Origin of the sequence: Gillisia sp. Hel1_33_143 (genome assembly GCF_900104765.1) — a bacterium.
Lineage (GTDB): Bacteria > Bacteroidota > Bacteroidia > Flavobacteriales > Flavobacteriaceae > Gillisia.
In genome coordinates, this window is the sequence record NZ_LT629737.1 from 416,505 (window position 1) to 439,677 (window position 23,173).

Here is a 23,173-nt window from a genome sequence, read left to right on the forward strand (position 1 = left end):
TTTTATTATGTCTGTTCAAAGAGCATTTAATTAATTTCCGAAATTATATCTAAGGGTGATCCCAGACCTAATAGTGGTTTGAGGAAAAGCTGTAGATACTGCGTATTCAGAAAAGGTATGTTCGTAATAAAATAGCGCTGTTAGGTTCTTGGAAAGTGCATAATCTGTCTTAAAGTTCACTGCCCAAATGTCTTGTCCTGCAACAACTTGATTATTATCCAGATCTAAATATCTAATTATATTAATGTTCTTTCTGTAAGATACATCTGCTTTAAAATTAAGGTCACTGCTCAATAACCTATTCTTACCTCCTATTTTAGTAGAGATCTTTAGATCTTTTATTCTATACCCTAAACCTAAAATATATTCATTTCCCTTAATCTCTGTGAGCAGGTTATTATCAAAACTTAAGGATAATGCTCTGTCTTTCCTAACCTCTGCCAAAATTCGAATAGCATTGGTAGTTTCCATATCTAATTTAACTAGGGGACTAAACATTTCTGTAAGGTTTACATTGGCGAATAGGGTTTTATTCTTATAATCTCCAGCTTGATTTAGTTCTAAAGGGTTGGAATTGTTATAATCTAAATTAGTTTGAAATTGATTGATAGTATAACCCGCCTTATAGCCATGATTTAATGAGAATCTTCTGAAATTCTTTTTAAACCAATCTACTCGCATTAGTCCGGTATATTTTATATCCCAGTTTGGTAATGGAAAACTTCTAAAAGCACCCAATTTAACACTCGATGCATTTTGACCGGAATATGCAGCAATAAATGCAGGTAGTAGTACTGCCTGATTGGTCTTACCATAACCTATAGGATACCCCTCTTCATCTACATCATTAGGATTTGCTCCATTCTGCGCTGCAAGTCTTTTTGCTACTGATATTCTGTTGTCTCTAAAGGTTTGAAAGGTTTCAGAAAAATCTTCAGTATTACTATCAAAAGCAGAACCTATAAGGATAGTTGAAATATTAAAATTCCCATAGGTGTAAGGATTCAAAGATCTATACTGAAAACTTACAGGGTCTACCTGATAATTTTCAGAATAACTTTCTGAATAAATTCTATTAGCACTAAGATCTATTGTAAGATCTGGTATAAAGCTGATGGAACTTTGAAGGTCTAATTGAGTATTCTTAACAGCAGTATATTGTTGATTGAACTCCTGGTACATAGTAAGCCAACCTTTTCGTGCTGCCAAGTATCTAACATCTGCCTGAGAACCCAGCGTAAAACCAGTAGTTGGCATAAGCGTTCCCATAAAACCAACACTTGGCGTATATCCTGGTATATAAATACCTTCATTCTTTCTATAATTAACCTGCAATCTTTTAATGGCCGTAACCAATCCTATAAAAGTATTATAAGATCTATCACTCTTTCTTGTCTCCGGCTCTTTCTTAACATTAGATTTTTTACCATCTAAGGTTGGAACTCCAGAGTTTCTATCTTTTATACTAGCAGTTTTAGAGGTTCTAGGCGTAAGATCAAAATATTTATAAAGATCTGGCATATTCAAACTAGCATTAATTTGATGTACGTTAGAATTCTGAACAGAATTTCCAAGATCTGGAATGCCTTCTAGATCATCAAAGATCTGAGATCCACGTTGCCATTGAAAATCTGCTGTATAAGAATAGGTAGCTTTTACAAATCTTAGCACAGGGATCTTAGCAAATGGCAGCTCGTAATTAACCTGTAAAGTCTGGAAATGCTGGTTAGGGGTTCCTATATTAAAAAAGCCATCCCAAACGTCTACACTGTTATCTACATTGTTATCTTCATCTATATAATTTCTAATGATCCTGTTATTGGTAGCATTAAAACTGAATTGTAAAGATCTTGTTAGGTTGTAATTTACACGATATTGCCAATCGAACATATAATTTCTTTGATATAAAGTTGGGATACCTATATCATTGTTATCTAAACTGAGTTCTCTAAACTTCTGCTCGTTATATTGTCTTATGATATTAGAACCAAAGGAAATATTACTTGGCAGCGGATTGATATTGAAATCTCTAAAAACTGCATAATAATCGCTGCTATCTAGTGCTTTCACATTTTTTAAAGGTTCTAATTGCCATGGAGCAAAGCTGTAATCGTAAGTTGCACCCGCTCTCACATTCTGACTCAAAGATTCTTCTACTTCAAAATCTCTATGATCTACCTGATTATAAGAAGTTGAAACTGTAAAATTCTCAATATCATAAGGCATAGGCTTTTTTTCACCTACACGATCTTTTCGAAGACCAATCACATTTACACTTTCTCGTTTTGTGTAATATTGAGATTGTTCTTTTACCTTTTTTCTTTCATCTGCATCTGTAATACCATCCAGTCTTGCATCTAGTTCCAGATCAAGAAATTCCTGATCGTACTTTGGAGTAATCAATTCTTCTCCTCGACTATAGTTAAAAGGAATTCTTACTCCCCACTGTTGAGGCAATACCTGCCCAACGTTAATATTGGTAACAACATCATATTGCTGGAGATCTTCTCTACTACGCTGATTTGGACCTTGATCCAAAGTCCCAAAACCTATAGTACTTCTTTTTCCGGTAGCAGAAATAGTTGCAAAATCTGCAATATTAGCATCCATATTAATGATACCTGCCCATCCACCTTTGTTATCTAACTCAGAAAGTCTAAGCTCATTGAACCACACTTCACCACAAAGGTCTGTTGCACTTGTATTTGGAGAACCATTTTTAACTCCTAACATTAATAGTCTTACATTTCCAAAGCTTGGGTTTCCCTTTATACCAATTCTAAGTTCTCCCATTTGATAAGGATCATTTGCTTCTACAGAACTTAGGTCTTCATTAAAGTAATTTACTTCTGTAGGTCTATAAATAGGATTTCCTAAAACGGTGGTTTTTACTTGTTGTAATAATTCTAAAGAAAGTTCTAATCTATTGTCTTCCGGCCAGATCTCAGAATCTTGATTAGCTCCAAATCGAGTTGCCGCTAAAGGAATTTCAATTTGATAATAGTTATCGGTAAAATCTGTTCCCATTCTAATAAATGCAACTAATTGCCCGTCTTTTAAAGCAATTTCATTCACCAAAGATTCTGCATGCAGAAACATTTCCAAATTTTTGTATTGACGCATGTCTATTTGAAAATTCTTATACACCGCTCTAGCATCCTGGGCCTCAAGCCCACATGTTCTTAGCGATAGCGATTGCTCGTTCTGTCTTATATTGGTATTGTTACTAAAAAGCTCTTCTCTTTGCACTCCCGGAGGCAATACATAAGGAACAGGCTCTCTATTTTCATTTTCTTCGATATTTACAGAGGAAACTTCAAAAAGAGTACCCTCATCATTTACAGGTTGATTAAGATTTTCTTCATCTAAGCTCTGATTATATCTTCTATAATCTCCTCGCACTAAATCCATAGTACCAAAACGCAAGATGGTCTTTTGATTGAAATCTGAAAGTAACAATCTCATAAATCTGATAGATCTAAAATCTGCAATTCCTCCTACAGCATCTGTAGGTTTAAAGATTGGCACCTTAAACTGAACCCATCTCACCGGAAGATCCTGCCCATTTGGTAAAGGTGCAGTCACTTCTTTAACATCTGTAATATAAGGGCTGTTGTCTATATTCATTCCAGGAAATACGCGAACATCATATTTAAAATAACTGTTGATGGTATTCATCGTGTTATCTCTATTCAAATCTTCTGTAGTAGGCAGTGTAGTATTCCCGCGATCTGTGTCTCCTAAATTTGGTGGTGAATCCCCATCTGTTCCGTTGTAATTTCTATATCTATCTATAATACTTCCCGTACTATTTAAAAAATACTGATAATTATCTGCAGCTGGATCTGGTAAACTGGCGAAATTTGGAAATCTCAAGGCCTCTCCTGTATCATCCAAACCATCAAAACCTACATCTTGATTAGTTCTTTCTTGCCCTTGCGTATCAAAAGCATATATTAAAGATTGGTCTGCAGGAACTCTACCAAAATCTGTAGTAACCACATCCTGATCTCCACCATTTGCTGGTAATCCATTTTCATATTGCTTTCTTCCGTCTTTTAAAACATCTTCAGAAATATTACCTAAGTTAAAAGTGATAGTACCTCCAGAATTGGTAGCATTTTCAGAATATATAAATGGATCCATCATCCAGAATTCTATAAACTCAACGTTAGATTGTTCAAAATTGGTAGAATTCAAGGCTTTAGAAATACCTCCAAAGTTCCCTTTTGGGTTATCTAGGGTATTGCTATTTGCTGCTGCTGGTCTAAAGTTATAAGGCCCACGCTCCGTTGGGAAATAGGCAAGATCCATCGTATAGATAACTTGCGGTTGCCCCTGAATAACATCGGTATTTGGAAAGATCTCATTTAAGAAAACTCTTCTAGAAGCATAGCTTGAAAGGTCTACATCTGTTATTCCATCTGGTCTTCGACTGCTGTAAAAAACAGGATCTATGGTGTACCAAGACATTTTCGCTCTCTTATATCCCGAAGCCAGATCTCCATTAGCAAGATTACCTCCAAATTCTAATGGCACACTAGAAAGCTCCCAACTTAATGGGTTGTTGATAGAAATTGAGGTTTGAGATGCCTCAAAATCGTCTATGTAAGTAGTAGCTTTTTGATCAAAATCATTAACATTTGGTGCTCCCGGTTGCAAGTATGCAAACTCTCCACGAATAGAGAAATTAGAAGGAACATCGGTATCTATATTAGGTAACTTATTTACCAATCTTGTTAAGAATGGTACCTCTGTACTATATGCAGCATTTAGTCCATAAATACTATTATTAACTGGCTCATAACTGTAATTGGCTTTTTGTGTTAGAGGCCGTTCTCTTAAATTTAAGAACGTTCCTCCTACCAATAAATTTTCATTGAATTGATGCTCTACATTAATTCCTGTAAATCTTTTGGATTGCTGACCGAATAATGCGTTATTCTCTGTAGAAACCTGAATAGGAATATTAGAAGCTAACAACGCATCATCTAGGATCTGAACTCTACCCAACTGATAATTCACTACATAATCTACACCTTCTTGTAATATCCTACCTCCAGCCGTTACCGTTACAGAACCTTGTGGCAAATTAAAACCAATAGGAATTCCTTCAACCTCAGAAGACTTATAACGTCCTTTTAACTGAAACTTATTCTTGTCTGCTCCTTCTTGCTCTGCCTGGATCTTAGTTGTTCTATATAATGATCTAAACACATACTCTGCCTGGTTGGGATTGTATGTCTCCGGAAGGTTATAATCTTCTCCACCACTGTTAGGCGTATTGTCTAATTTATTAAAAAGGTACTCTCCAAAAGGTTCTACCGTGGTAAATATTGCCAATCCATTTCTAGGATTAATTGTAATCCCTGGCACATAATCAAAGAAACCATCTCCTCCATTTACAGGATCATTATTAGTATTTAAATTATCTAAATTGAATACTCTTAATAAGGTTGTTTGATCTACATCTTCTGGCAACGGTGCTCCATTTACCGGAGAAATATAGTTTTGCGGTTGTGGATCTGTGTAAAGAATATTTAATCTGAAATCGTCATTCTCAAGATTAAAAGCCCCAAGACTATAGATGTTCTTCATCATCAAATCCCATATTGGTTCCTTTACATTGGTAACCGTACTCTTTAAAAGCTTTACTACCAGGTTTTGATTTATCCTTGCACCATTGGCATCTGCCTGCGTATTAGCATCTACTCCATCATTTGCAAATTCTCCAACCTGATAGACCTGGCCATTTACAGTGTATTGATAAGCAACTGCTAAAACCTCATCATTGCTTAATTTTTGATTAAGCGAGATATACCCCAGACGTTTATCAATAGTATATTCATTTGGTTGAAGTTGTCTGGCATTTTCCAATTTGGCATAATCTGTACCTTCTGAAACTATTAAGCTACCAAAACCACTTTGCACAGTTGAGATCTCTCTAATCGCCGAATTTAAAATAGATTCTGCAGCCCCATTAATTCCAAAAGGGTTAAGATCGTTGTTAGAGTTATTTGGAAATGCTCCAGCAGGTTTATTAAAGAACCCTCCCGGAAGATTTTCCAATCCAATATTCCCAGGAATGTTTGTTTCCCCAAGATCCTGAATACCTACAATATTTCTGGTGTCATTTAAATTCTGAACATTATTGGTTCGGTTTGTTACCCATACCTGTATTCTCTGAATTTGAATATTGTTGTTTATAAATGGATAATTCTCCAAAGATCTATCATAGTTATCTCTAAAATAATGAGCTAAAAAAAAGTGCCTGTCCTGATCGTAATCTATTGCAAATTTCTCGAACTCTTCAATAGTAGCTCCACCTTCAACATTCACTGTTCTTCTTTCTGATTTTTGTTCAGAAAAAACTCCGGTAATCCTAGTCTTTCCAAATTGCAATTCAGTTTTGAAACCAAACAGACTTTGAGCACCTTGAATTAACGCGCTGTTTAAAGGCATATTTACGTTTCCTACTTCTATCTTTTGAATGATATCATCTTCATTTGGAGTGTATTCCAATTTCAGCTGATTTTGAAAATCGAAGGTAGACTCAGTATCATAATTTGCAAGAACCTGTAGCCTGGTTCCAACCTTACCCAATAAACTCAACTGAATTCTTTGATCAAAATCGAAGGTAAGATTGCTTCTGTTTCTTGGTGAGAAAGCAGGATTATCTTGCTTGGTGTACAGTAAACCAAGATCCATGGCTACACTACCCTGAGGCACTACTTCTATCTCTCTTCCTCCAAAAATACTTTCAAAAAAACCTGAGTTTACATAATAACTTGGTAACGCATCTCGTTGCGCATCTGGATCTGCATCTCTATTTTGGGCAATAGCATTGTTCTTCTGCTTAAAATAGTCTCGTATCTCTTCCTGAATTACTAATTGCTGATACTCATCTGGAGTTAGCACTAATGGAATGGAAAGATTATAAGCCCCTAATTTTTCTGTATAGATATATCTATCCAGCACAGGATCATATTCATACCCGGAAGAAATATTGGCAGGATTAGGCAGATTTAAAGTACCACGAACATAACCGGTTCTGGTAGAATCTTGTGCAACTTCTGGCTCCTGAGCATATAAATGAAGAGGAAACGCAAGAAACAAGAAGGCGCCAAGCAGATAAAAATGATGCAAGTTCAGGTAATTATTCCTCAATTTTAATCAAAATGAAATTATAAATTCTTTAAGGCTAATTTGATGATCGTCTCCACCGTAGGGTCTGTGGTTTCTTTCATTATTTTGTCTACAACTTTCTCGGCTGGTTTTCGAGCAAAACCTAAAGTTTCTAAAGCAGATAACGCTTCTTCTTTGTTGGTATTGCTCTGAGAAATGAAAACTTCTCCTTCTCCAAACACTTTTAACACCTTGTCTTTTAGATCTAAAATAACTCGTTGAGCAGTTTTTGCACCTATTCCTTTTATACTTTGTATGGTTGCTGCATCCCCAGATGCAATAGCGTCCATAATATTTTTAGGCTCCAAAGAAGATAACATAGTTCTTGCTATACTAGCACCAATCCCAGATACAGAGATCAATAATCTAAACAATTCTCGTTCAGATTTTTCCATAAACCCAAATAGAGTCTGTGAATCTTCTTTTACTTGTAAATGAGTATATATGCTAATAGCTTCTGAAGCGCTATTTAGAAGTGAAAATGTATGTAAGGATATATGTACAAAATATCCCACCCCGTTGCAGTCTATTACAACATGGGTGGGATTTTTCTCTATCAATTGCCCCTTTAAATGATGAATCATGTATGGATAAAATGTTAGTATCCAAATGTACTAAAATAATACGGAGCTCCAAGAAAATATCAAAATTCAGAAAAAAGCTTAAATAGCTTATTTACTGCGCTTTTGCTTTTCCTGAGCATCAATAACTGCAATGGCAGCCATATTTACAATTTCTTCAACACTAGCACCTAATTGAAGGATGTGAACCGGCTTGTTCATCCCCATCATAATAGGTCCTATAGAGTCTGTTTTATTCAACTCTTTAATAAGCTTGTAAGTTCCATTTGCAGATTCTAAGTTTGGAAAGATCAAAGTATTTACTTTTTTACCCACCAATTTAGAGAATGGAAACTTACTTTCTAGCATTTCTCTATTAAGTGCAAAGTCTACCTGTATCTCACCATCTACTTTTAGATCTGGAAAAGCTCTATGTAAATACTTTACAGCGGTCTTAACTTTTTGAGCTCTCTCATGTTTGGAAGACCCAAAATTGGCATAAGAGATCATTCCTATAACCGGCTCCATACCAAATAATTTTACCGTTTTAGCGGTCATCTGAGCGATCTTAGCTAGATCTTTGGCAGAAGGATCTATGTTTATAGAAGTATCGCTTATAAATAAAGGCCCCCTAGAAGTATTCATAAGGTTGGTTGCTGCAACTCTATCTATACCTTTAGCCATCCCAATAAGCTCTAACATAGGTTTTACCACTGTTGGATAAGCTCTAGAATACCCAGAAAGGAGCGCATCTGCATCTCCAACATTCACCATCATTGCTGCGAAATAATCCCGTTGGCGCATTAACTTCTGAGCATCATATTTGGTAACGCCATTTCTATATCGTGCTTTCCAGTATACATCTGCATAAGAATTTCGTCTCTCTTTTTCTTCATCTGATTTTGGATCTACAATTAAAATATTGTCATGATCAAAATCTATTTCATTCATCAATTCTATAATAACCTCTTTGCTACCTAAAAGTATAGGTACCGCAATTCCCTCCTCATGAACAATTTGGGCTGCTTTAAGTACATCCAAGTGATCTGCTTCTGCAAAAACCACCATTTTAGGTTGAGATTTTGCTCGGTTCATCAACAACCTGGAAACCTTATTATCATTCCCCATTCTTTCCAGTAGCTCGTCTTCATAACGCTCCCAATCTAGAATAGGACTTTTCGCCACTCCACTTTCCATTGCTGCTCTTGCTACTGCAGGAGGAACTTTAGCTATCAATCGAGGATCAAAAGGTTTCGGAATGATATATTCCGGACCAAAATTAAGTTTGGTTTCGTTATAAGCAATGTTCACTTGCTCCGGCACAGGCTCTTTTGCCATAGCTGCCAATGCTTTTACTGCCGCCATTTTCATAGCTTCATTGATCTTTGTGGCTCTAACATCTAAAGCTCCCCTAAAGATATATGGAAATCCAAGAACATTATTTACCTGATTAGGATGATCACTTCTTCCTGTTGCCATTATAAGATCTTTACGTGTAGCAACAGCAAGATTATATTCAATCTCTGGATCTGGATTTGCCATTGCAAAAACAATGGGCCTTTTAGCCATGGTCTTTAGCATAGCTGGAGTTACAATATCTTTAACCGAAAGTCCTACAAAAACATCGGCATCTTTCATAGCCTCTGTTAGCGTATCTATTTTTCTTTTAGTTGCAAATTCTAATTTTTCAACAGAAAGATTAGTTCTATCTGCACGAATCACACCTTTACTATCTAACATTACGATATTCTCAGACTTCGCACCAAAGGCTTTGTACAGTTTAGTACAGGAAACAGCAGCTGCTCCGGCTCCACTAATTACTATTTTAACCTTTTCTATTTTTTTCTTAGCAAGTTCTAAGGCATTTATAAGAGCTGCGGCAGAAATGATAGCAGTACCGTGCTGATCATCATGCATCACCGGAATATCCAATTCTTCTTTTAATCTTCTTTCTATCTCAAAAGCTTCCGGAGCTTTAATATCTTCTAAATTGATGCCTCCAAAGGTTGGAGCAATATTCTTAACAGTTGCTATAAAAGATTCTACATCTTTAGTATCTACCTCAATATCAAAAACATCTATATCTGCAAAGATCTTGAACAAAAGTCCCTTTCCTTCCATTACAGGTTTAGATGCTAATGGACCAATATCTCCTAATCCAAGAACTGCTGTTCCGTTTGAAATAACAGCTACTAAATTTCCTTTAGCGGTATATTTATAAGCATTTTCTTTATCTTTTTCTATCTCCAAACATGGTACTGCAACACCTGGAGAATAAGCCAAAGAAAGATCTCGTTGGGTTGCATATTTTTTGGTGGGAACTACTTCAATTTTTCCCGGTTTTGGTTTGGCGTGATAAACCAGTGCCTCTCGTCTTTTACTATCCTTACTCATAATCTAATTTTGTGGCTGAGAAACAAAGGTAACAAGCTTTACTTTTTTCAGGTATATAAATATCAAATACTTTACACCTAATATTTATCAAGAAATTAGGTCAACTCTTAAATATCCAATTTCTCTAGCTCCTCCATATCATGAATAATTGCCTCAATTCGTTTAATTAATTTACCATAGACTACATGAGTACTTAATTTATAACTGAGCACTCCTAAACCAGACAATAGAAGCGCAATAGCTACTACTATAAGAATTTGAAAAGACATATCTGCGCCCATAAAACCAGATATTAAAGGTGTACCTTGAAAATACAACCAATAAGCCGGAATAATAAGTATAGGCAGCCCTATTGCTAATAATTTGGTATAAAACCTCTGAATAGCTTTTAACTGTGTATCATAATTTATTAAATACAAATAGGTGTTCGCGCTTGAATTAAATCCGTCCACTTTCTTCAACATTTTTTTATTCAGAAAGAATAATAAAATCAGTAAAGCTCCTAAATAAAACCCTAGTAGCATCTTACCTAAAAAAACAAATAATCCAAATAGAACTAGAGCCATTGGAATAAGACTAAGGTTATCCCATTTAGATGCGGACTTGATCTTATCAATTATCAGCTTGGATTTTTTCGTATAGAGATCCTTAACTAAAGGTGATTTTAAACTTTTATCAGATTCAAAACCTTCTTTCCATATATTTTCAATAGATCTTTCCATCAAGTAGTGTTTTTAATTTTTTCTTAATTCTAGTGATTTTAACTCCGATGTTATTGGGCGATAAACCTATTATTTCTGCTATTTCTTGGTATGAATTTTCTTCTAAGTAAAGCAGTATGATCGCTCTGTCTAGTTCTGAAAGCTTTTTTATAGCTATGTAAAGAAGTTTAAGAGATTCGTCATTGAAGGGATTCAGATCATTAGGTGTAACAGTAGCAAGATCTTTTAGTTCCACACTTTTCTTATTTACTTTCTTATCCTTCTTAAGCAGGGAAAGTGAAACATTTAAAGAAATTCGGTAAACCCAAGTAGACCATTTGGAATCACCCTTAAAATTCTCCCGACTTTTCCATAGCTGAAGACAAACTTCTTGGTAGTAATCCTGAAAATCTTCTTCGGTATCCGTATATGCACGACATATCTTAATGATTATTCCGGCATAAGGCAAAATGAACTGTGTATAGAAATCTTTACTCAAACCTTCTTTTAATAGATTAGTTATAAAAAGTTGAGTTTATTACAGTTGTGTACATAAAAATTAAAATCTTACTTTTTCAAGAAATCAATATTCCTTCTAAGACCTTCAAACTTGGTTCTTTTTACTGCAGATTTTTTAAAAATTTCATTGAAAGTTTCTTTGGTAAGTTCTTCCCAGTCTTTCTTAGAATTATCTAATAACCGTAGATTCGGATTGAATAATGGTTCGTTATGAGGTTGTGAAAATTTATTCCATGGACAAACATCTTGGCAAACATCACATCCAAACATCCAATCGTTAAATTGATCTTTATAGGAATTTGGTAATTCATTTTTCAATTCTATGGTAAAGTAGGAAATACATTTACTGCCATCTACTTTATAGGGTTCTACTATGGCCTGCGTTGGGCATGCATCTATACAAGCAGTACAACTTCCACAGTGGTCTGTAACCGGAGTGTCATATTCCAGCTCGAGATCTACAATAAGTTCAGCTATAAAATAAAAAGAACCTACTTGCTTTGTTAAGAGATTAGCATTCTTTCCTATCCAGCCTAACCCGCTTCTTGCTGCCCATGCTTTATCTAATACCGGAGCTGAATCAACAAAAGCTCTTCCATCTACCTCTCCAATTTCATCCTGAATGTACTTGAGTAGATTTTTGAGCTTATCTTTTATTACAAAATGATAATCTGTACCAAAGGCATATTTACTGATCTTATAAGTATCCTCTCGCTGAAATTCTGAAGGATAATAATTAAGCAATAAAGAGATCACACTTTTTGATCCTTCTACCAGTTTTGTTGGATCTAACCGCTTATCAAAATGATTTTCCATGTAACTCATTTCACCATGCATATTCTTTTGAAGCCAAGTTTCCAATCTTGGAGCCTCTTCTTCTAAAAATTCTGCTTTGGAAATACCACAAGACATAAAACCGAGGCGTTTCGCTTCGGTTTTTATCAATTCTGAATATTTAGATTTTTGCAACATTTAGCTATCGCTTTTGAAACTTCAAAATAGCATTTTTAGGCTTTAAAGTTATGAGAGGTAAAATTTCTATAGGTGTTGTTTTTGGTTCTATTTTGTAATTGCTTACCATCTCTGAGACTGCAAGTATCATTTCAAACATAGCAAAGTTGTTTCCAATACATTTCCTTGGACCTGCTCCAAAAGGTGCGTAATACGGTGTGTGCAAATATGGATCTGAATCTGAAAATCTTTCAGGATCAAATTTCTCCGGATTTTCCCAATGCTCTTTGTGCTTATGGATCTCGTGAAAAGAGAATAGCAAATTGGAACCTTTAGGTATTTCCAAGCCTTCAAAAGAATCATCTTCTAAATTTATCCTATCTATAAAATAAGCCGGAGGATATAATCGCATAGTCTCCTCGATAACCTTCTTGGTATAACTACAAGCCTGAATAAATTCCATTAATGTATGAGTTTCTTGCTTAGCCTTCAAACTCTCCTCATAGATCTTCTGTTGAGATTCTGGATTTCTAGCTAACAACTCTGCAGCAAAAGTGAGCGCATTAGAAGTAGTTTCATGACCAGCAGTAAACAATATCAAGATCTCATCTATTAATTGTTCTTCATCCATTTCATTACCATCCTCATAGCGTGCATCTAACAGCATATCTAAAAGATCGTTCTCTCTTATACCGCTTTCTTTTCTGGCTTTTACCAGCTTTTTAAGGATCACTCTTGCTTCATCTGTAAGATCTGTGTGCTTTTTAATTTCACCTCCATACTTAAACCATAAACTCAAGAAAGGTTGACGCAGTTCTCTCACTAACATTTTCTGGGCTGCTTCTGTGATAAATTGTAGCCTAGCAATGTCTTTATCTCCAACTGCACTGCTAAACAAAGATTTGACAACTGTCTGAAAAGCAAGATCATTAAAAACTGGAAATATATCAACATCCTTATCGATTTGGATCTTATCCAGTTCTGTAAGTATCGCTTTGTGAATACTCTCCAATAGTAAAGTGAGCTGCTTTTTATGAAAGGCAGGCTGTATCAATTTTCGTTGCTTTTTCCAATGATCTCCCTCTGCAGTAAGCAATCCTCTCCCTACATATTTTACCAGATCTTTGGTTTGAATAGGAGACTTTGTATAATTTTTTTGATTTTTTTGAAGTACATATTCCGCCAGATAGGCATCTCTAGAAAAAATTACAGATTTTCCGGGACCTATAATCAATCTAAATGTATCTCCATGCTTCTCAAAATTACTGTGATGAAAAGGCAACGGATTCTTAAGAATATTGGAAGCATGTTTTAAGAACTCTAAAAATGAAACCTTGGGGATGTTCCTTTTATTCATTACAATACTATATTTAACAGTTAATTTAAAGCTATGAGCTGGTTCAACTAATTGATATTTCGAGTAAGAATCTGCTAAATATTAATTTTCTTCCACTTCTTCTATAGCACTCTCCCAATTTGAAGCAATAATTTCTTCTTTCTTTATCAGATTCCCTGAAGTAGTAAGTTGATATTGATCTTTTCCTGAGTTCTTGAGTTCCCAAATGATATCTTCTGCTTCCGGAAACGCAACCTTCCCTTCCATTTGATCTGCAAACAATCTCTTAACGATATTTCTATCAGACAAACCATCATTAAACAATCTTAAGATCTCCTCCTTAGTAAGGCTCGAATCTTTAGTATCTGCTGATGTTATGGAGCAGTTTATAATTGTAGCACTAGAACTTGGAAACTTACCGTTATATGCTTTAAATAATAATTGTGTAATATGAAACAATGGAGCCTGTAGGTCCATATCTGGATACTCTTCACAAACCGTATCCATTAACATGTCGTTTGAAATCTGCTCGATCTGACCATCAGATAACTGATCACCCAATTTATACTCTAAAACTACCTTTGCAGCTTCAGATGGTTCAAAATCTGTAATTGCCATGAAGAGCAATTCTCTCAAATTTTCAGGTTTCGAATCTTGGGCGTCTGGATAATTAAATTTATCTAGTAAAGAAATATAATCTTCATTACTCCAATATTCTCGAATCTCATCTACAGTCTGAACGTTCGCTATATTTATTATGTATTTCGTCTTCATCATTAATTTCTTGTTGATAGATTTACAATCTTTTCCTAAGAATAACCATTTAAAATCAACTAACTATTAATATAATGCCAAATTTCAATTGAAGTTAAACATAGAAGGTTTATCATTTATATAATAAAGATGTACAGGTTCTATACAACCATTAAAACAAGCCACCTTGAGTAGCTCCTTTTATCCTGCCTAAATGTCTATAAGCAGCTTCTGTTACTTCCCTACCGCGTGGTGTTCTAAAGATAAATCCTTGCTGAATGAGAAAAGGCTCATAAACTTCCTCAATAGTTTCAGCATTCTCACTAACCGCAGTTGCAAGAGTAGTAATACCCACCGGCCCTCCTTTAAATTTATCTATAATGGTGGTTAATATTTTATTATCCATTTCATCTAATCCATGAGCATCTACATTCAATGCTTTTAAGCTGAATTTAGAGATCTCCATATCAATCTTTCCATTGCCTTTAATCTGAGCGAAATCACGAACTCTCCTTAGTAGTGCGTTCGCAATTCTTGGTGTGCCCCTACTTCTACCCGCAATCTCTATGGCTGCGTCCATAGTTATTGGCACTCTTAAGATCTCTGCGCTACGTTCTAAAATGGTAGAAAGCAATTCTGTAGTGTAATACTGAAGTCTACTAGAAATACCAAATCTTGCTCTCATAGGAGCAGTAAGCAAGCCAGATCTTGTGGTAGCTCCAATTAAGGTAAATGGATTCAGGTTTATCTGAACTGTCCTTGCGTTAGGCCCACTTTCGATCATGATGTCTATCTTATAATCTTCCATCGCAGAGTATAGATATTCTTCTACTATAGGACTTAATCTATGGATCTCGTCTATAAATAGAACATCTCTTTCTTCAAGATTGGTAAGTAACCCTGCAAGATCTCCTGGTTTGTCTATAACAGGACCTGAGGTAACTTTTATCCCAACTTGCAATTCATTGGCTAAAATATGGGCTAGAGTTGTCTTACCAAGTCCCGGAGGACCATGAAATAAGGTATGATCTAAAGCTTCACCACGCTGATTTGCAGCTTCAACAAAGATCTTAAGATTCTCCAATACTTGATCCTGACCAGCAAAATCATCAAAACTTAAAGGCCTTAAAGCTCTTTCAATATCAAACTCTTCTGAAGAAAAATTATCTCCTGATGCGTCCAGATTCTCGTTCATACAATGTGGTATATTTTAATATCTAAAATGAGATGCTAACAAAGATAAAAGAAAAAAGCCTCTTCAAAATGAAAAGGCTTTTATATTATAAGTAGAGAATTTTCTAATGATTCATCTCTTCTTCATTCTCTTGAAGTGGTACGTCCTGCGGGACGAAATCCTGACCAGCAATTACATATTCTCCATCTTCGTTGACCTTAGAATAATCGTAAGGCCATCTGTATACTGATGGTATAGCTCCAGGCCAGTTACCGTGAATATGCTCTACCGGAGTAGTCCATTCTAATGTGGTTGCATTCCAAGGATTCTGAGTAGCCTTCTTTCCGAAGAACATAGAACTAAAGAAATTATATAAGAATACTAATTGAACGATTGCAGTTATAATAGCAAAAACAGTTATAATAACATTTACATCTGCCAAATCATCAAAGTATGGAAATGCTGTATTCGTATAATATCTTCTTGGAAGACCTGCCATTCCAATAAAGTGCATTGGGAAGAATACCCCATACGCTCCAACAGCAGTTACCCAGAAATGAATATATCCTAAGTTCTTATTCATCATTCTACCAAACATTTTTGGAAACCAGTGGTATACACCAGCTAACAAACCGTAAAGTGCAGATATCCCCATTACAAGGTGGAAGTGAGCAATTACGAAATAAGTATCATGAACGTTGATATCTAAAGTACTATCTCCCAAAATAATTCCTGTTAGACCTCCAGTAATGAAGGTAGAAACGAAACCTATAGAAAATAACATGGCAGGGTTCATTTGCAGATTTCCCTTCCATAAAGTTGTGATCCAGTTAAAAGCTTTTACAGCAGATGGAATTGCAATTAACAAAGTTGTAAAGGTAAAAACAGATCCTAAGAAAGGATTCATACCAGACACGAACATGTGGTGTCCCCATACAATTGTAGATAGAAATGCAATTGCCAATATAGATGCTACCATGGCTCTATAACCAAATATTGGTTTACGTGCGTTGGTTGCCATAATTTCTGATACAAGCCCCATTGCCGGAAGTATAACGATATAAACTTCAGGGTGCCCTAAGAACCAAAATAAGTGCTCAAATAATACTGGAGAACCACCTTGATGACTCAACACTTCTCCTTGAATAAAAATATCACTTAAGAAGAACGAGGTACCAAAACTTCTATCCATTATAAGTAACAATGCTGCAGATAATAATACAGGGAAAGAAACAACCCCAATAATAGCTGTTACAAAGAATGCCCAAATTGTAAGAGGAAGTCTAGTCATAGACATTCCAATAGTTCTCATATTGATAACGGTAACTATATAGTTTAAAGATCCTAATAAAGAGGAAGCAATAAATACAGCCATAGCACTTAACCAAAGAGTCATACCAAGACCAGAACCTCCAATAGCCTGTGGCAATGCACTAAGCGGCGGATAAATGGTCCAACCTGCTGAAGCGGGTCCTGCCTCCACGAAAAGAGAACTAAGCATAATTACACAAGAAACAAAGAATAACCAGTAAGATACCATGTTCAGAAATCCTGACGCCATATCTCTTGCACCAATTTGAAGTGGTATTAAAAGGTTACTAAATGTTCCACTTAAACCTGCGGTTAATACAAAAAATACCATGATAGTACCATGTATAGTAACAAGCGCTAAGTAGATCTCCGGAGACATAACACCATCTGGTGCCCATTTTCCTAAAAGTGCCTTAAAGATCCAGAAAGATTGCTCTGGCCATGCCAGTTGCATTCTAAAAAGAATCGACATTAATATACCGATAACACCCATTAACAAACCTGTTATAAGGTATTGCTTAGAGATCATCTTATGGTCTGTACTAAAAATGTACTTTGTAATAAAGGTTTGCTTATGATGATGCCCATGATCATCATGTGCGTGATCTAGCGTTGCGTGTCCTGCTGCTGACATAACTTTAAATCTTTAACTTTTAGTTTTCTTCTTTTTCTTCTACTGCTGATGCCACTTCTACGTTCTCTTTTGGAGCATCTCCAACAGAATCTTCAGTATCTTGTGGTGCCATAGCATCCTTAAATGTTTGCTGTTCTTTTATCCAAGCATCATAATCTTCTTGAGACTCAACAACAATCTTCATTTGCATATTATAGTGACCTTGTCCACAAATCTTATTACATAAAAGATAGTAATCAAATTCGTAAGAATCTAAAGGAGCTTCACCTTCAGCCATTAACTTTTTAGAATTGTCTTTTCTAATTTCGTTAATGTTATCAACCTTTTCTACCATATATTCAGATGCTCTCATCTCTTCCGTAGTGATAGAAGGAGTAAAACCAAACTGAGTGATCATTCCAGGAACTACGTTCATTTGAGCTCTAAAGTGAGGAAAATAAGCAGAGTGTAAAACATCTTGAGATCTAAGTTTAAAAACTACTGGCTTCCCAACTGGTAAGTGTAATTCTGTTGTAACCTTGTCATCCATAGCATAAGGATCGCTTTCATCTACCCCTAATTGATTTACACCCTCAATAAACCTAACATTAGCTTTACCTAAAGTATTATCATCACCAGAATATCTAGCTCTCCATGCAAATTGATATGCATAAAGCTCTACAACCATTGGATCTTCGTCTTCATTAATGTTCATAATATCAGACCAGGTGAACAACCCGTAGATTATAAGTCCGGCTAATACAATTACAGGTATAATGGTCCAGATGAATTCTAACTTATCATTATCTGCAAAGAACAAAGCCTTCTGCCCTTTCTTACCTGTATACTTTATAGCGAAGAAATGCAATAAAGCTTGAGTAAGAACCTGTACGAACATAATGATACCTATTGAAAGGAACATTAAGTTATCTACTGCTCCACCATGTTCTGAAGCAGCTTCCGGAAGATAGAATTTACTGTAATGCCAGAAACACCAGATCATCAAGGCATAAAAGAACACAACAAAACCAACCATGATATAAGCCTGGCTTTTGTTATCCTTATCATTGGCAACCTGTGATGAATCTACATCACTGCTTTTGGATAACTGGAATATCTTGGATATTTGCCACATGGTTACGGCAAAAAGTGCTAATACTATGATTACTAAAAATACAGTCATTTTTATAATATCTACTTTTAATACTAATTGTTAATAATGGTAATTTTCACTTTCTACAATGAATGGGTTACCTTTTGGTCTTAACGCTACTTTCCCAAGACCAGCACCTACAACCAAGATGAACAGACCAAGGAAGAACAATAATCCTCCAATTTCAGTAATTCCAAAGAACCAGTATGGACCAACCGTAGAAGGCATAACTAGTAAGAAAACATCAATATAGTGACCAGCTAATAACAAAACTCCTGCCATAATTACGAACCATGGAATACGTTTGTAATCACTATTTATTAATATTAAAATTGGGAATACAAAATTAAGCACTAGCATTCCAAAAAACAATAGATTATACTCTTGAATTCTAATAATAAAATAAGTTACTTCTTCAGGAATATTCGCATACCATATTAGCATAAATTGACTAAACCATAAGTAAGTCCAGAATACACTAAAAGCAAACATGAATTTTGCAAGATCATGTAAATGACTATCGTTAATGAAAGGAACTAAGTTCAATTTCTTCAACATTATAGTTACCAATGCTATAACTGTTATAGCAGATACGAACATAGTAGCAAAAATGTACCATGCAAACAAAGTACTATACCAGTGAGGCGTCATAGACATGAACCAGTCCCAAGCCATAGTAGATTCTGTTACAATAAAGAACATCAAAAAGAAAACAGCTAATTTAAAGTTCCTTTTATAAGGAGCTAGATCTAACGCAGTTTCTTGAGCTAATGAATTTTTTCTAGAGAAGTGACGATATAAGTTCCAACCTATAATATAGATAATTCCTCTAATTAGAAAGAATGGAAAATTTAAATATCCCGATTTTGCTTGAAGTATAGGATCATGCGCAACCAATTCTTCATTCTGCCATGGGTAGAAGTGTGTTCCAGCAAATACAACTATTAAAAATACGATAATAGATCCCGGAAGCAAGTATGCGGTAATTCCTTCTATAACTCTGAATAGAACCGGAGACCACCCTGCAGAAGCAGCATATTGAATAGCATAAAAAACCAATGCTCCTAATGCTATCATAAAGAAAAAGAATGCATTCACAAAAGTTGCAGACCAAGGCTTGGTTTGATATTGATGTAATACATGCTCATAATGTGCATCATCATGAGATGCAGATTCGTGTGCATTAGCTTCATGTGAAACTGCCGCAGCACCATGTTCTTCATTCACAACTTCATGCTCACTAATTGCTTCATGATGATCTTCTTCAGAATTCATTGCATGAGTTTCAGAATCTCCATGATGCTCTTCTGAAGCCATCATTTCTTTTAATTCCTCAACGTTAGAAGGTGTGGTTAAAAACCCGTATACCAGGCCTAATGCACCCACGATCATAAAAATGATAGCGGTTATTTTTAATTTACTGGATATCGTGTACATATGAATATATCTAAATACAGTTACTTTTAGTTCGTACTTTCTTTGGCTTGATCGGCAGTAGATGCTTGCTCCATAGAAGTTGATGGCTCTGCATTAACTGCAGGTATCAATTCTGTTTTGGCAGCATTTTCTGGTGTATCAAAACTTCTTTCAGGCTTACCTTCAAGTGCACCTTTTAATTTCATTACATAGTGATCTATTTGCCAACGCTCGTTGATAGTAGTTTGAGATGCATAAGATCCCATAGCATTCAATCCATAATACATAGCGTGATATACACTACCTTCTGTAATTGCTCTACCCTGATCATCATAAGAAGGTACCCCAAGGATCTTCTCACGTTCTACCAAAATTCCTTTGCCATTACCTTTATCACCGTGGCATACTGCACAGTAAACAGTGTATAATTGCTGCCCAGCAGCAAGATTCTCCTCTGTATAAGGGATTGGATTTGTTAGTTCTGCTTTTGCCTTTGCACTACCTTCATTTGAGTTTTCATACTCATAAGGAGTCCATCCACGAGGTATAGTTCCTTCTACAGGAGATTTAGCCTCTTGTTGGTCTTCAAAAACATCATACTCTCCATAAGCTTCATATCCAACTGGCTCGTACATGTCTGGGAAGTACTGATAGTTTGGACGTTCTTTGTTAAAGCAGGACGTTGCCGTTACCGCAACAAGCAGTAGTACTATAGATCTATGAAATAAACTTTTCATTCTGTTTATTTATTATTCAATTAATTTAATTTCTGAAGCGCCTGTATCGTATAAGAACTTAGTAAGGCTATCCACATCGTGATTTGCCGCATCAATTTCCACAAGAAAATGATCATCTGTTGTTCTAACGTCTGGATTTTCTGCAACTTTAAATGGCCAGATCTTACTTCTCATATAAAAAGTAATTACCATTAAGTGAGCCGCAAAGAAAACGGTTAATTCAAACATGATAGGCACAAATGCCGGCATGTTTTGAATATAACTGAAACTTGGCTTTCCACCAATGTCTTGAGGCCAGTCTTCAATCATGATAAAGTTCATCATTAAAGTAGCTACCGTTAAACCGGTAATACCATATAAGAATGCACATATCGCTAACCTTGTTGGCGCTAAACCTAGAGCTTTATCCAATCCGTGAACGGGAAATGGAGTAAAAACATCATTTATATGATAATTAGCTTTTCTAGTCTGCTTAACGGCTTGCATAAGCAAGTCATCGTCTGTATATAAAGCATGTATGACTTTCCCTGACATATTAGTTATTTTTTAAATTAGCTGCCTGAGTTGCCCAATCATCACGTTTAGCTCTATCGCCAAATGAATCGACAATTGTATTTAGCACTTCGTAATCCTGAAGAGACATATTACTAATTTGGTTAAAAGTATAGATACCTAATTGATGTAAATTCTGCTCCATCAAAGGTCCAACGTCTGTAAGCTTTTGAAGATCATCCTGACTTTGTACCGCAGGATCAAAAGTTCCAATTCTAGCTAACATAGCATCAACCCTATCTCGCTTAATATCTGTATCTACCAGAGCATTAAGGCTACTTTGATCTACACCATCTCTTGACTCCCCACTAAGAAGATCTCTATTTGGCTCATTAGCCGCTGGTTCACCTGCACTAGGATCATTATCTACGTGAATATGACCATGTGCATGATTAAAATCATCACCATGTTCTGCACGCAATCTCTTATACATTTCACCTGAAGATTTCAAGATTGTTTTAACTTCTGCTTGTGCGATCACTGGGAACGTACGTGCATAAAGCAGGAACAATACAAAGAAGAATCCAATGGTTCCAATAAATACTCCTATATCAACAAAGGTTGGGGAGAACATTGCCCAAGAAGATGGAGTTCTACCTTTACTTAAATCTATAACGATAATATCAAAACGTTCAAACCACATTCCAATGTTAATGATCAAGGCTACAAAGAAGGTCCAAACAATATTTCTTCTTAAGCTCTTAACCCATAAAGTAAGTGGCACAATAAAGTTACAAGTAATAAGTGCCCAGAATGCCCACCAGTATGGCCCTGTTGCAGCACCAAAAGATAGATATGTATAATTTTCATAACTACTACCAGAATACCATCCAATGAAATACTCGGTGATATAAGCTACAGACACAATACCTCCTGTTAAAAGTATCACCTTGTTCATATATTCAATATGAAGAACGGTAATGTAATCTTCAAGATTAGATACTTTTCTCATAATGATCAACAAGGTTTGCACCATGGCGAATCCAGAGAAAATAGCTCCTGCCACGAAGTATGGAGGAAAAATTGTTGAGTGCCACCCAGGAACTACTGAGGTAGCAAAGTCAAAAGATACAATTGTGTGTACAGAAAGTACAAGTGGTGTAGCTAAACCTGCTAATACCAAAGATACTTCTTCAAAACGTTGCCAGTCTTTTACACGTCCACTCCATCCAAAACTAAGAATACCATACATTTTCTTTTGAAAAGGACTAGTAGTCTTGTCACGTATCATTGCAAAATCTGGTAACAAACCTGTCCACCAGAAAACTAGTGATACAGATAAGTAAGTAGATATTGCAAATACATCCCAAAGTAATGGCGAATTGAAGTTAACCCATAATGACCCAAATTGGTTAGGTATAGGTAATACCCAATAAGCTAACCATGGACGTCCCATGTGTATAATTGGGAACAAACCTGCCTGGAATACCGCAAAGATTGTCATTGCTTCTGCAGATCTGTTAACTGCCATTCTCCATTTTTGACGGAACAATAACAATACTGCCGATATTAAGGTCCCGGCGTGACCAATACCAACCCACCAAACAAAGTTGGTAATATCCCAAGCCCATCCAATGGTCTTGTTCAATCCCCAAACCCCGATTCCGGTAGAAACGGTATAAACAATACAACCTATCCCCCATAAAAATGCCACTAAGGCAATCGAGAATACTATCCACCAAGATTTATTGGCCTTACCTAATACAGGAGCAGCTATCTCAACACTAATGTCATGATAGGTTTTATCTCCAATAACTAAAGGCTCTCTTATAGGTGCTTCGTAATGTGACGACATACTCTTAAAAATTGATTCTTAAT

General features: G+C 35.8%; 15 protein-coding genes. All 15 read right to left on the reverse strand.

Going from position 1 to position 23,173, the window contains the following annotated elements:
• Positions 1 to 30 precede the first annotated feature (30 nt).
• The 15 genes from sprA to nrfD all read right to left on the reverse strand — a co-directional run bounded on the left by sprA (position 31) and on the right by nrfD (position 23,150).
• The gene (sprA, locus tag BLT84_RS01935) at positions 31 to 7,167 is read right to left on the reverse strand and encodes a cell surface protein SprA (RefSeq protein ID WP_091262503.1); all 7,137 of its coding nucleotides are present in this window, start codon (positions 7,165 to 7,167) and stop codon (positions 31 to 33) included.
• A 17-nt stretch (positions 7,168 to 7,184) separates the two neighbouring features.
• Positions 7,185 to 7,769, reverse strand: a complete 585-nt coding sequence (gene ruvA / locus BLT84_RS01940; protein WP_091262505.1) for a Holliday junction branch migration protein RuvA — start codon at positions 7,767 to 7,769, stop codon at positions 7,185 to 7,187.
• Positions 7,770 to 7,856: 87 nt separating this feature from the next.
• Entirely contained in the window at positions 7,857 to 10,139 is a 2,283-nt protein-coding gene (locus tag BLT84_RS01945) for an NADP-dependent malic enzyme (RefSeq protein ID WP_034888512.1), read from the reverse strand.
• A gap of 107 nt (positions 10,140 to 10,246) precedes the next feature.
• A complete protein-coding gene (locus BLT84_RS01950; RefSeq protein WP_091262507.1) occupies positions 10,247 to 10,861 on the reverse strand; it encodes a hypothetical protein in 615 nt (204 codons plus the stop codon).
• The gene (locus BLT84_RS01955) at positions 10,845 to 11,339 is read right to left on the reverse strand and encodes an RNA polymerase sigma factor (protein WP_034888508.1); all 495 of its coding nucleotides are present in this window, start codon (positions 11,337 to 11,339) and stop codon (positions 10,845 to 10,847) included. The genes BLT84_RS01950 and BLT84_RS01955 overlap by 17 nt, the downstream gene beginning before the upstream one ends.
• A 68-nt stretch (positions 11,340 to 11,407) precedes the next feature.
• Positions 11,408 to 12,331, reverse strand: a complete 924-nt coding sequence (gene queG / locus BLT84_RS01960; protein ID WP_091262509.1) for a tRNA epoxyqueuosine(34) reductase QueG — start codon at positions 12,329 to 12,331, stop codon at positions 11,408 to 11,410.
• Positions 12,332 to 12,335: 4 nt separating this feature from the next.
• The gene (locus tag BLT84_RS01965) at positions 12,336 to 13,667 is read right to left on the reverse strand and encodes a cytochrome P450 (protein ID WP_091262511.1); all 1,332 of its coding nucleotides are present in this window, start codon (positions 13,665 to 13,667) and stop codon (positions 12,336 to 12,338) included.
• Positions 13,668 to 13,748: 81 nt separating this feature from the next.
• The gene (locus BLT84_RS01970; protein WP_231929414.1) at positions 13,749 to 14,423 is read right to left on the reverse strand and encodes a hypothetical protein; all 675 of its coding nucleotides are present in this window, start codon (positions 14,421 to 14,423) and stop codon (positions 13,749 to 13,751) included.
• Positions 14,424 to 14,571: 148 nt separating this feature from the next.
• The gene (gene ruvB / locus BLT84_RS01975; RefSeq protein ID WP_034888499.1) at positions 14,572 to 15,594 is read right to left on the reverse strand and encodes a Holliday junction branch migration DNA helicase RuvB; all 1,023 of its coding nucleotides are present in this window, start codon (positions 15,592 to 15,594) and stop codon (positions 14,572 to 14,574) included.
• 103 nt (positions 15,595 to 15,697) lie between these two features.
• A complete protein-coding gene (locus BLT84_RS01980; RefSeq protein ID WP_034888495.1) occupies positions 15,698 to 17,518 on the reverse strand; it encodes a cbb3-type cytochrome c oxidase subunit I in 1,821 nt (606 codons plus the stop codon).
• 19 nt (positions 17,519 to 17,537) lie between these two features.
• Positions 17,538 to 18,680 carry a cytochrome c oxidase subunit II gene (locus BLT84_RS01985; RefSeq protein WP_091262512.1) on the reverse strand — a complete coding sequence of 381 codons (1,143 nt, stop codon included), beginning with the start codon at positions 18,678 to 18,680 and terminating at the stop codon, positions 17,538 to 17,540.
• A gap of 30 nt (positions 18,681 to 18,710) precedes the next feature.
• Positions 18,711 to 20,087: a quinol:cytochrome C oxidoreductase gene (locus tag BLT84_RS01990; protein WP_091262514.1), complete on the reverse strand. Its 1,377-nt coding sequence runs from the start codon at positions 20,085 to 20,087 to the stop codon at positions 18,711 to 18,713.
• Between the two features lie 26 nt (positions 20,088 to 20,113).
• A complete protein-coding gene (locus BLT84_RS01995) occupies positions 20,114 to 20,803 on the reverse strand; it encodes a c-type cytochrome (protein ID WP_091262517.1) in 690 nt (229 codons plus the stop codon).
• A gap of 12 nt (positions 20,804 to 20,815) precedes the next feature.
• Positions 20,816 to 21,337, reverse strand: coding sequence for a DUF3341 domain-containing protein (locus BLT84_RS02000; protein WP_034888486.1), 522 nt, complete (start codon positions 21,335 to 21,337; stop codon positions 20,816 to 20,818).
• A 1-nt stretch (position 21,338) separates the two neighbouring features.
• Positions 21,339 to 23,150: an NrfD/PsrC family molybdoenzyme membrane anchor subunit gene (nrfD, locus tag BLT84_RS02005; protein WP_091262518.1), complete on the reverse strand. Its 1,812-nt coding sequence runs from the start codon at positions 23,148 to 23,150 to the stop codon at positions 21,339 to 21,341.
• Between the last annotated feature and the right edge of the window lie 23 nt (positions 23,151 to 23,173).

Bases quoted from the DNA above. Each gene is read 5' to 3' on its own strand.
- BLT84_RS01950 (WP_091262507.1), bottom strand. From the start codon at position 10,861: ATGGAAAGATCTATTGAAAATATATGGAAAGAAGGTTTTGAATCTGAT.
- BLT84_RS01945 (WP_034888512.1), bottom strand. From the start codon at position 10,139: ATGAGTAAGGATAGTAAAAGACGAGAGGCACTGGTTTATCACGCCAAA.
- BLT84_RS01980 (WP_034888495.1), bottom strand. From the start codon at position 17,518: ATGTCAGCAGCAGGACACGCAACGCTAGATCACGCACATGATGATCAT.
- BLT84_RS01990 (WP_091262514.1), bottom strand. From the start codon at position 20,087: ATGTACACGATATCCAGTAAATTAAAAATAACCGCTATCATTTTTATG.
- queG (WP_091262509.1), bottom strand. From the start codon at position 12,331: ATGTTGCAAAAATCTAAATATTCAGAATTGATAAAAACCGAAGCGAAA.
- BLT84_RS01970 (WP_231929414.1), bottom strand. From the start codon at position 14,423: ATGATGAAGACGAAATACATAATAAATATAGCGAACGTTCAGACTGTA.
- BLT84_RS01985 (WP_091262512.1), bottom strand. From the start codon at position 18,680: ATGACTGTATTTTTAGTAATCATAGTATTAGCACTTTTTGCCGTAACC.
- BLT84_RS02000 (WP_034888486.1), bottom strand. From the start codon at position 21,337: ATGTCAGGGAAAGTCATACATGCTTTATATACAGACGATGACTTGCTT.
- ruvB (WP_034888499.1), bottom strand. From the start codon at position 15,594: ATGAACGAGAATCTGGACGCATCAGGAGATAATTTTTCTTCAGAAGAG.
- nrfD (WP_091262518.1), bottom strand. From the start codon at position 23,150: ATGTCGTCACATTACGAAGCACCTATAAGAGAGCCTTTAGTTATTGGA.
- BLT84_RS01995 (WP_091262517.1), bottom strand. From the start codon at position 20,803: ATGAAAAGTTTATTTCATAGATCTATAGTACTACTGCTTGTTGCGGTA.
- ruvA (WP_091262505.1), bottom strand. From the start codon at position 7,769: ATGATTCATCATTTAAAGGGGCAATTGATAGAGAAAAATCCCACCCAT.
- BLT84_RS01965 (WP_091262511.1), bottom strand. From the start codon at position 13,667: ATGAATAAAAGGAACATCCCCAAGGTTTCATTTTTAGAGTTCTTAAAA.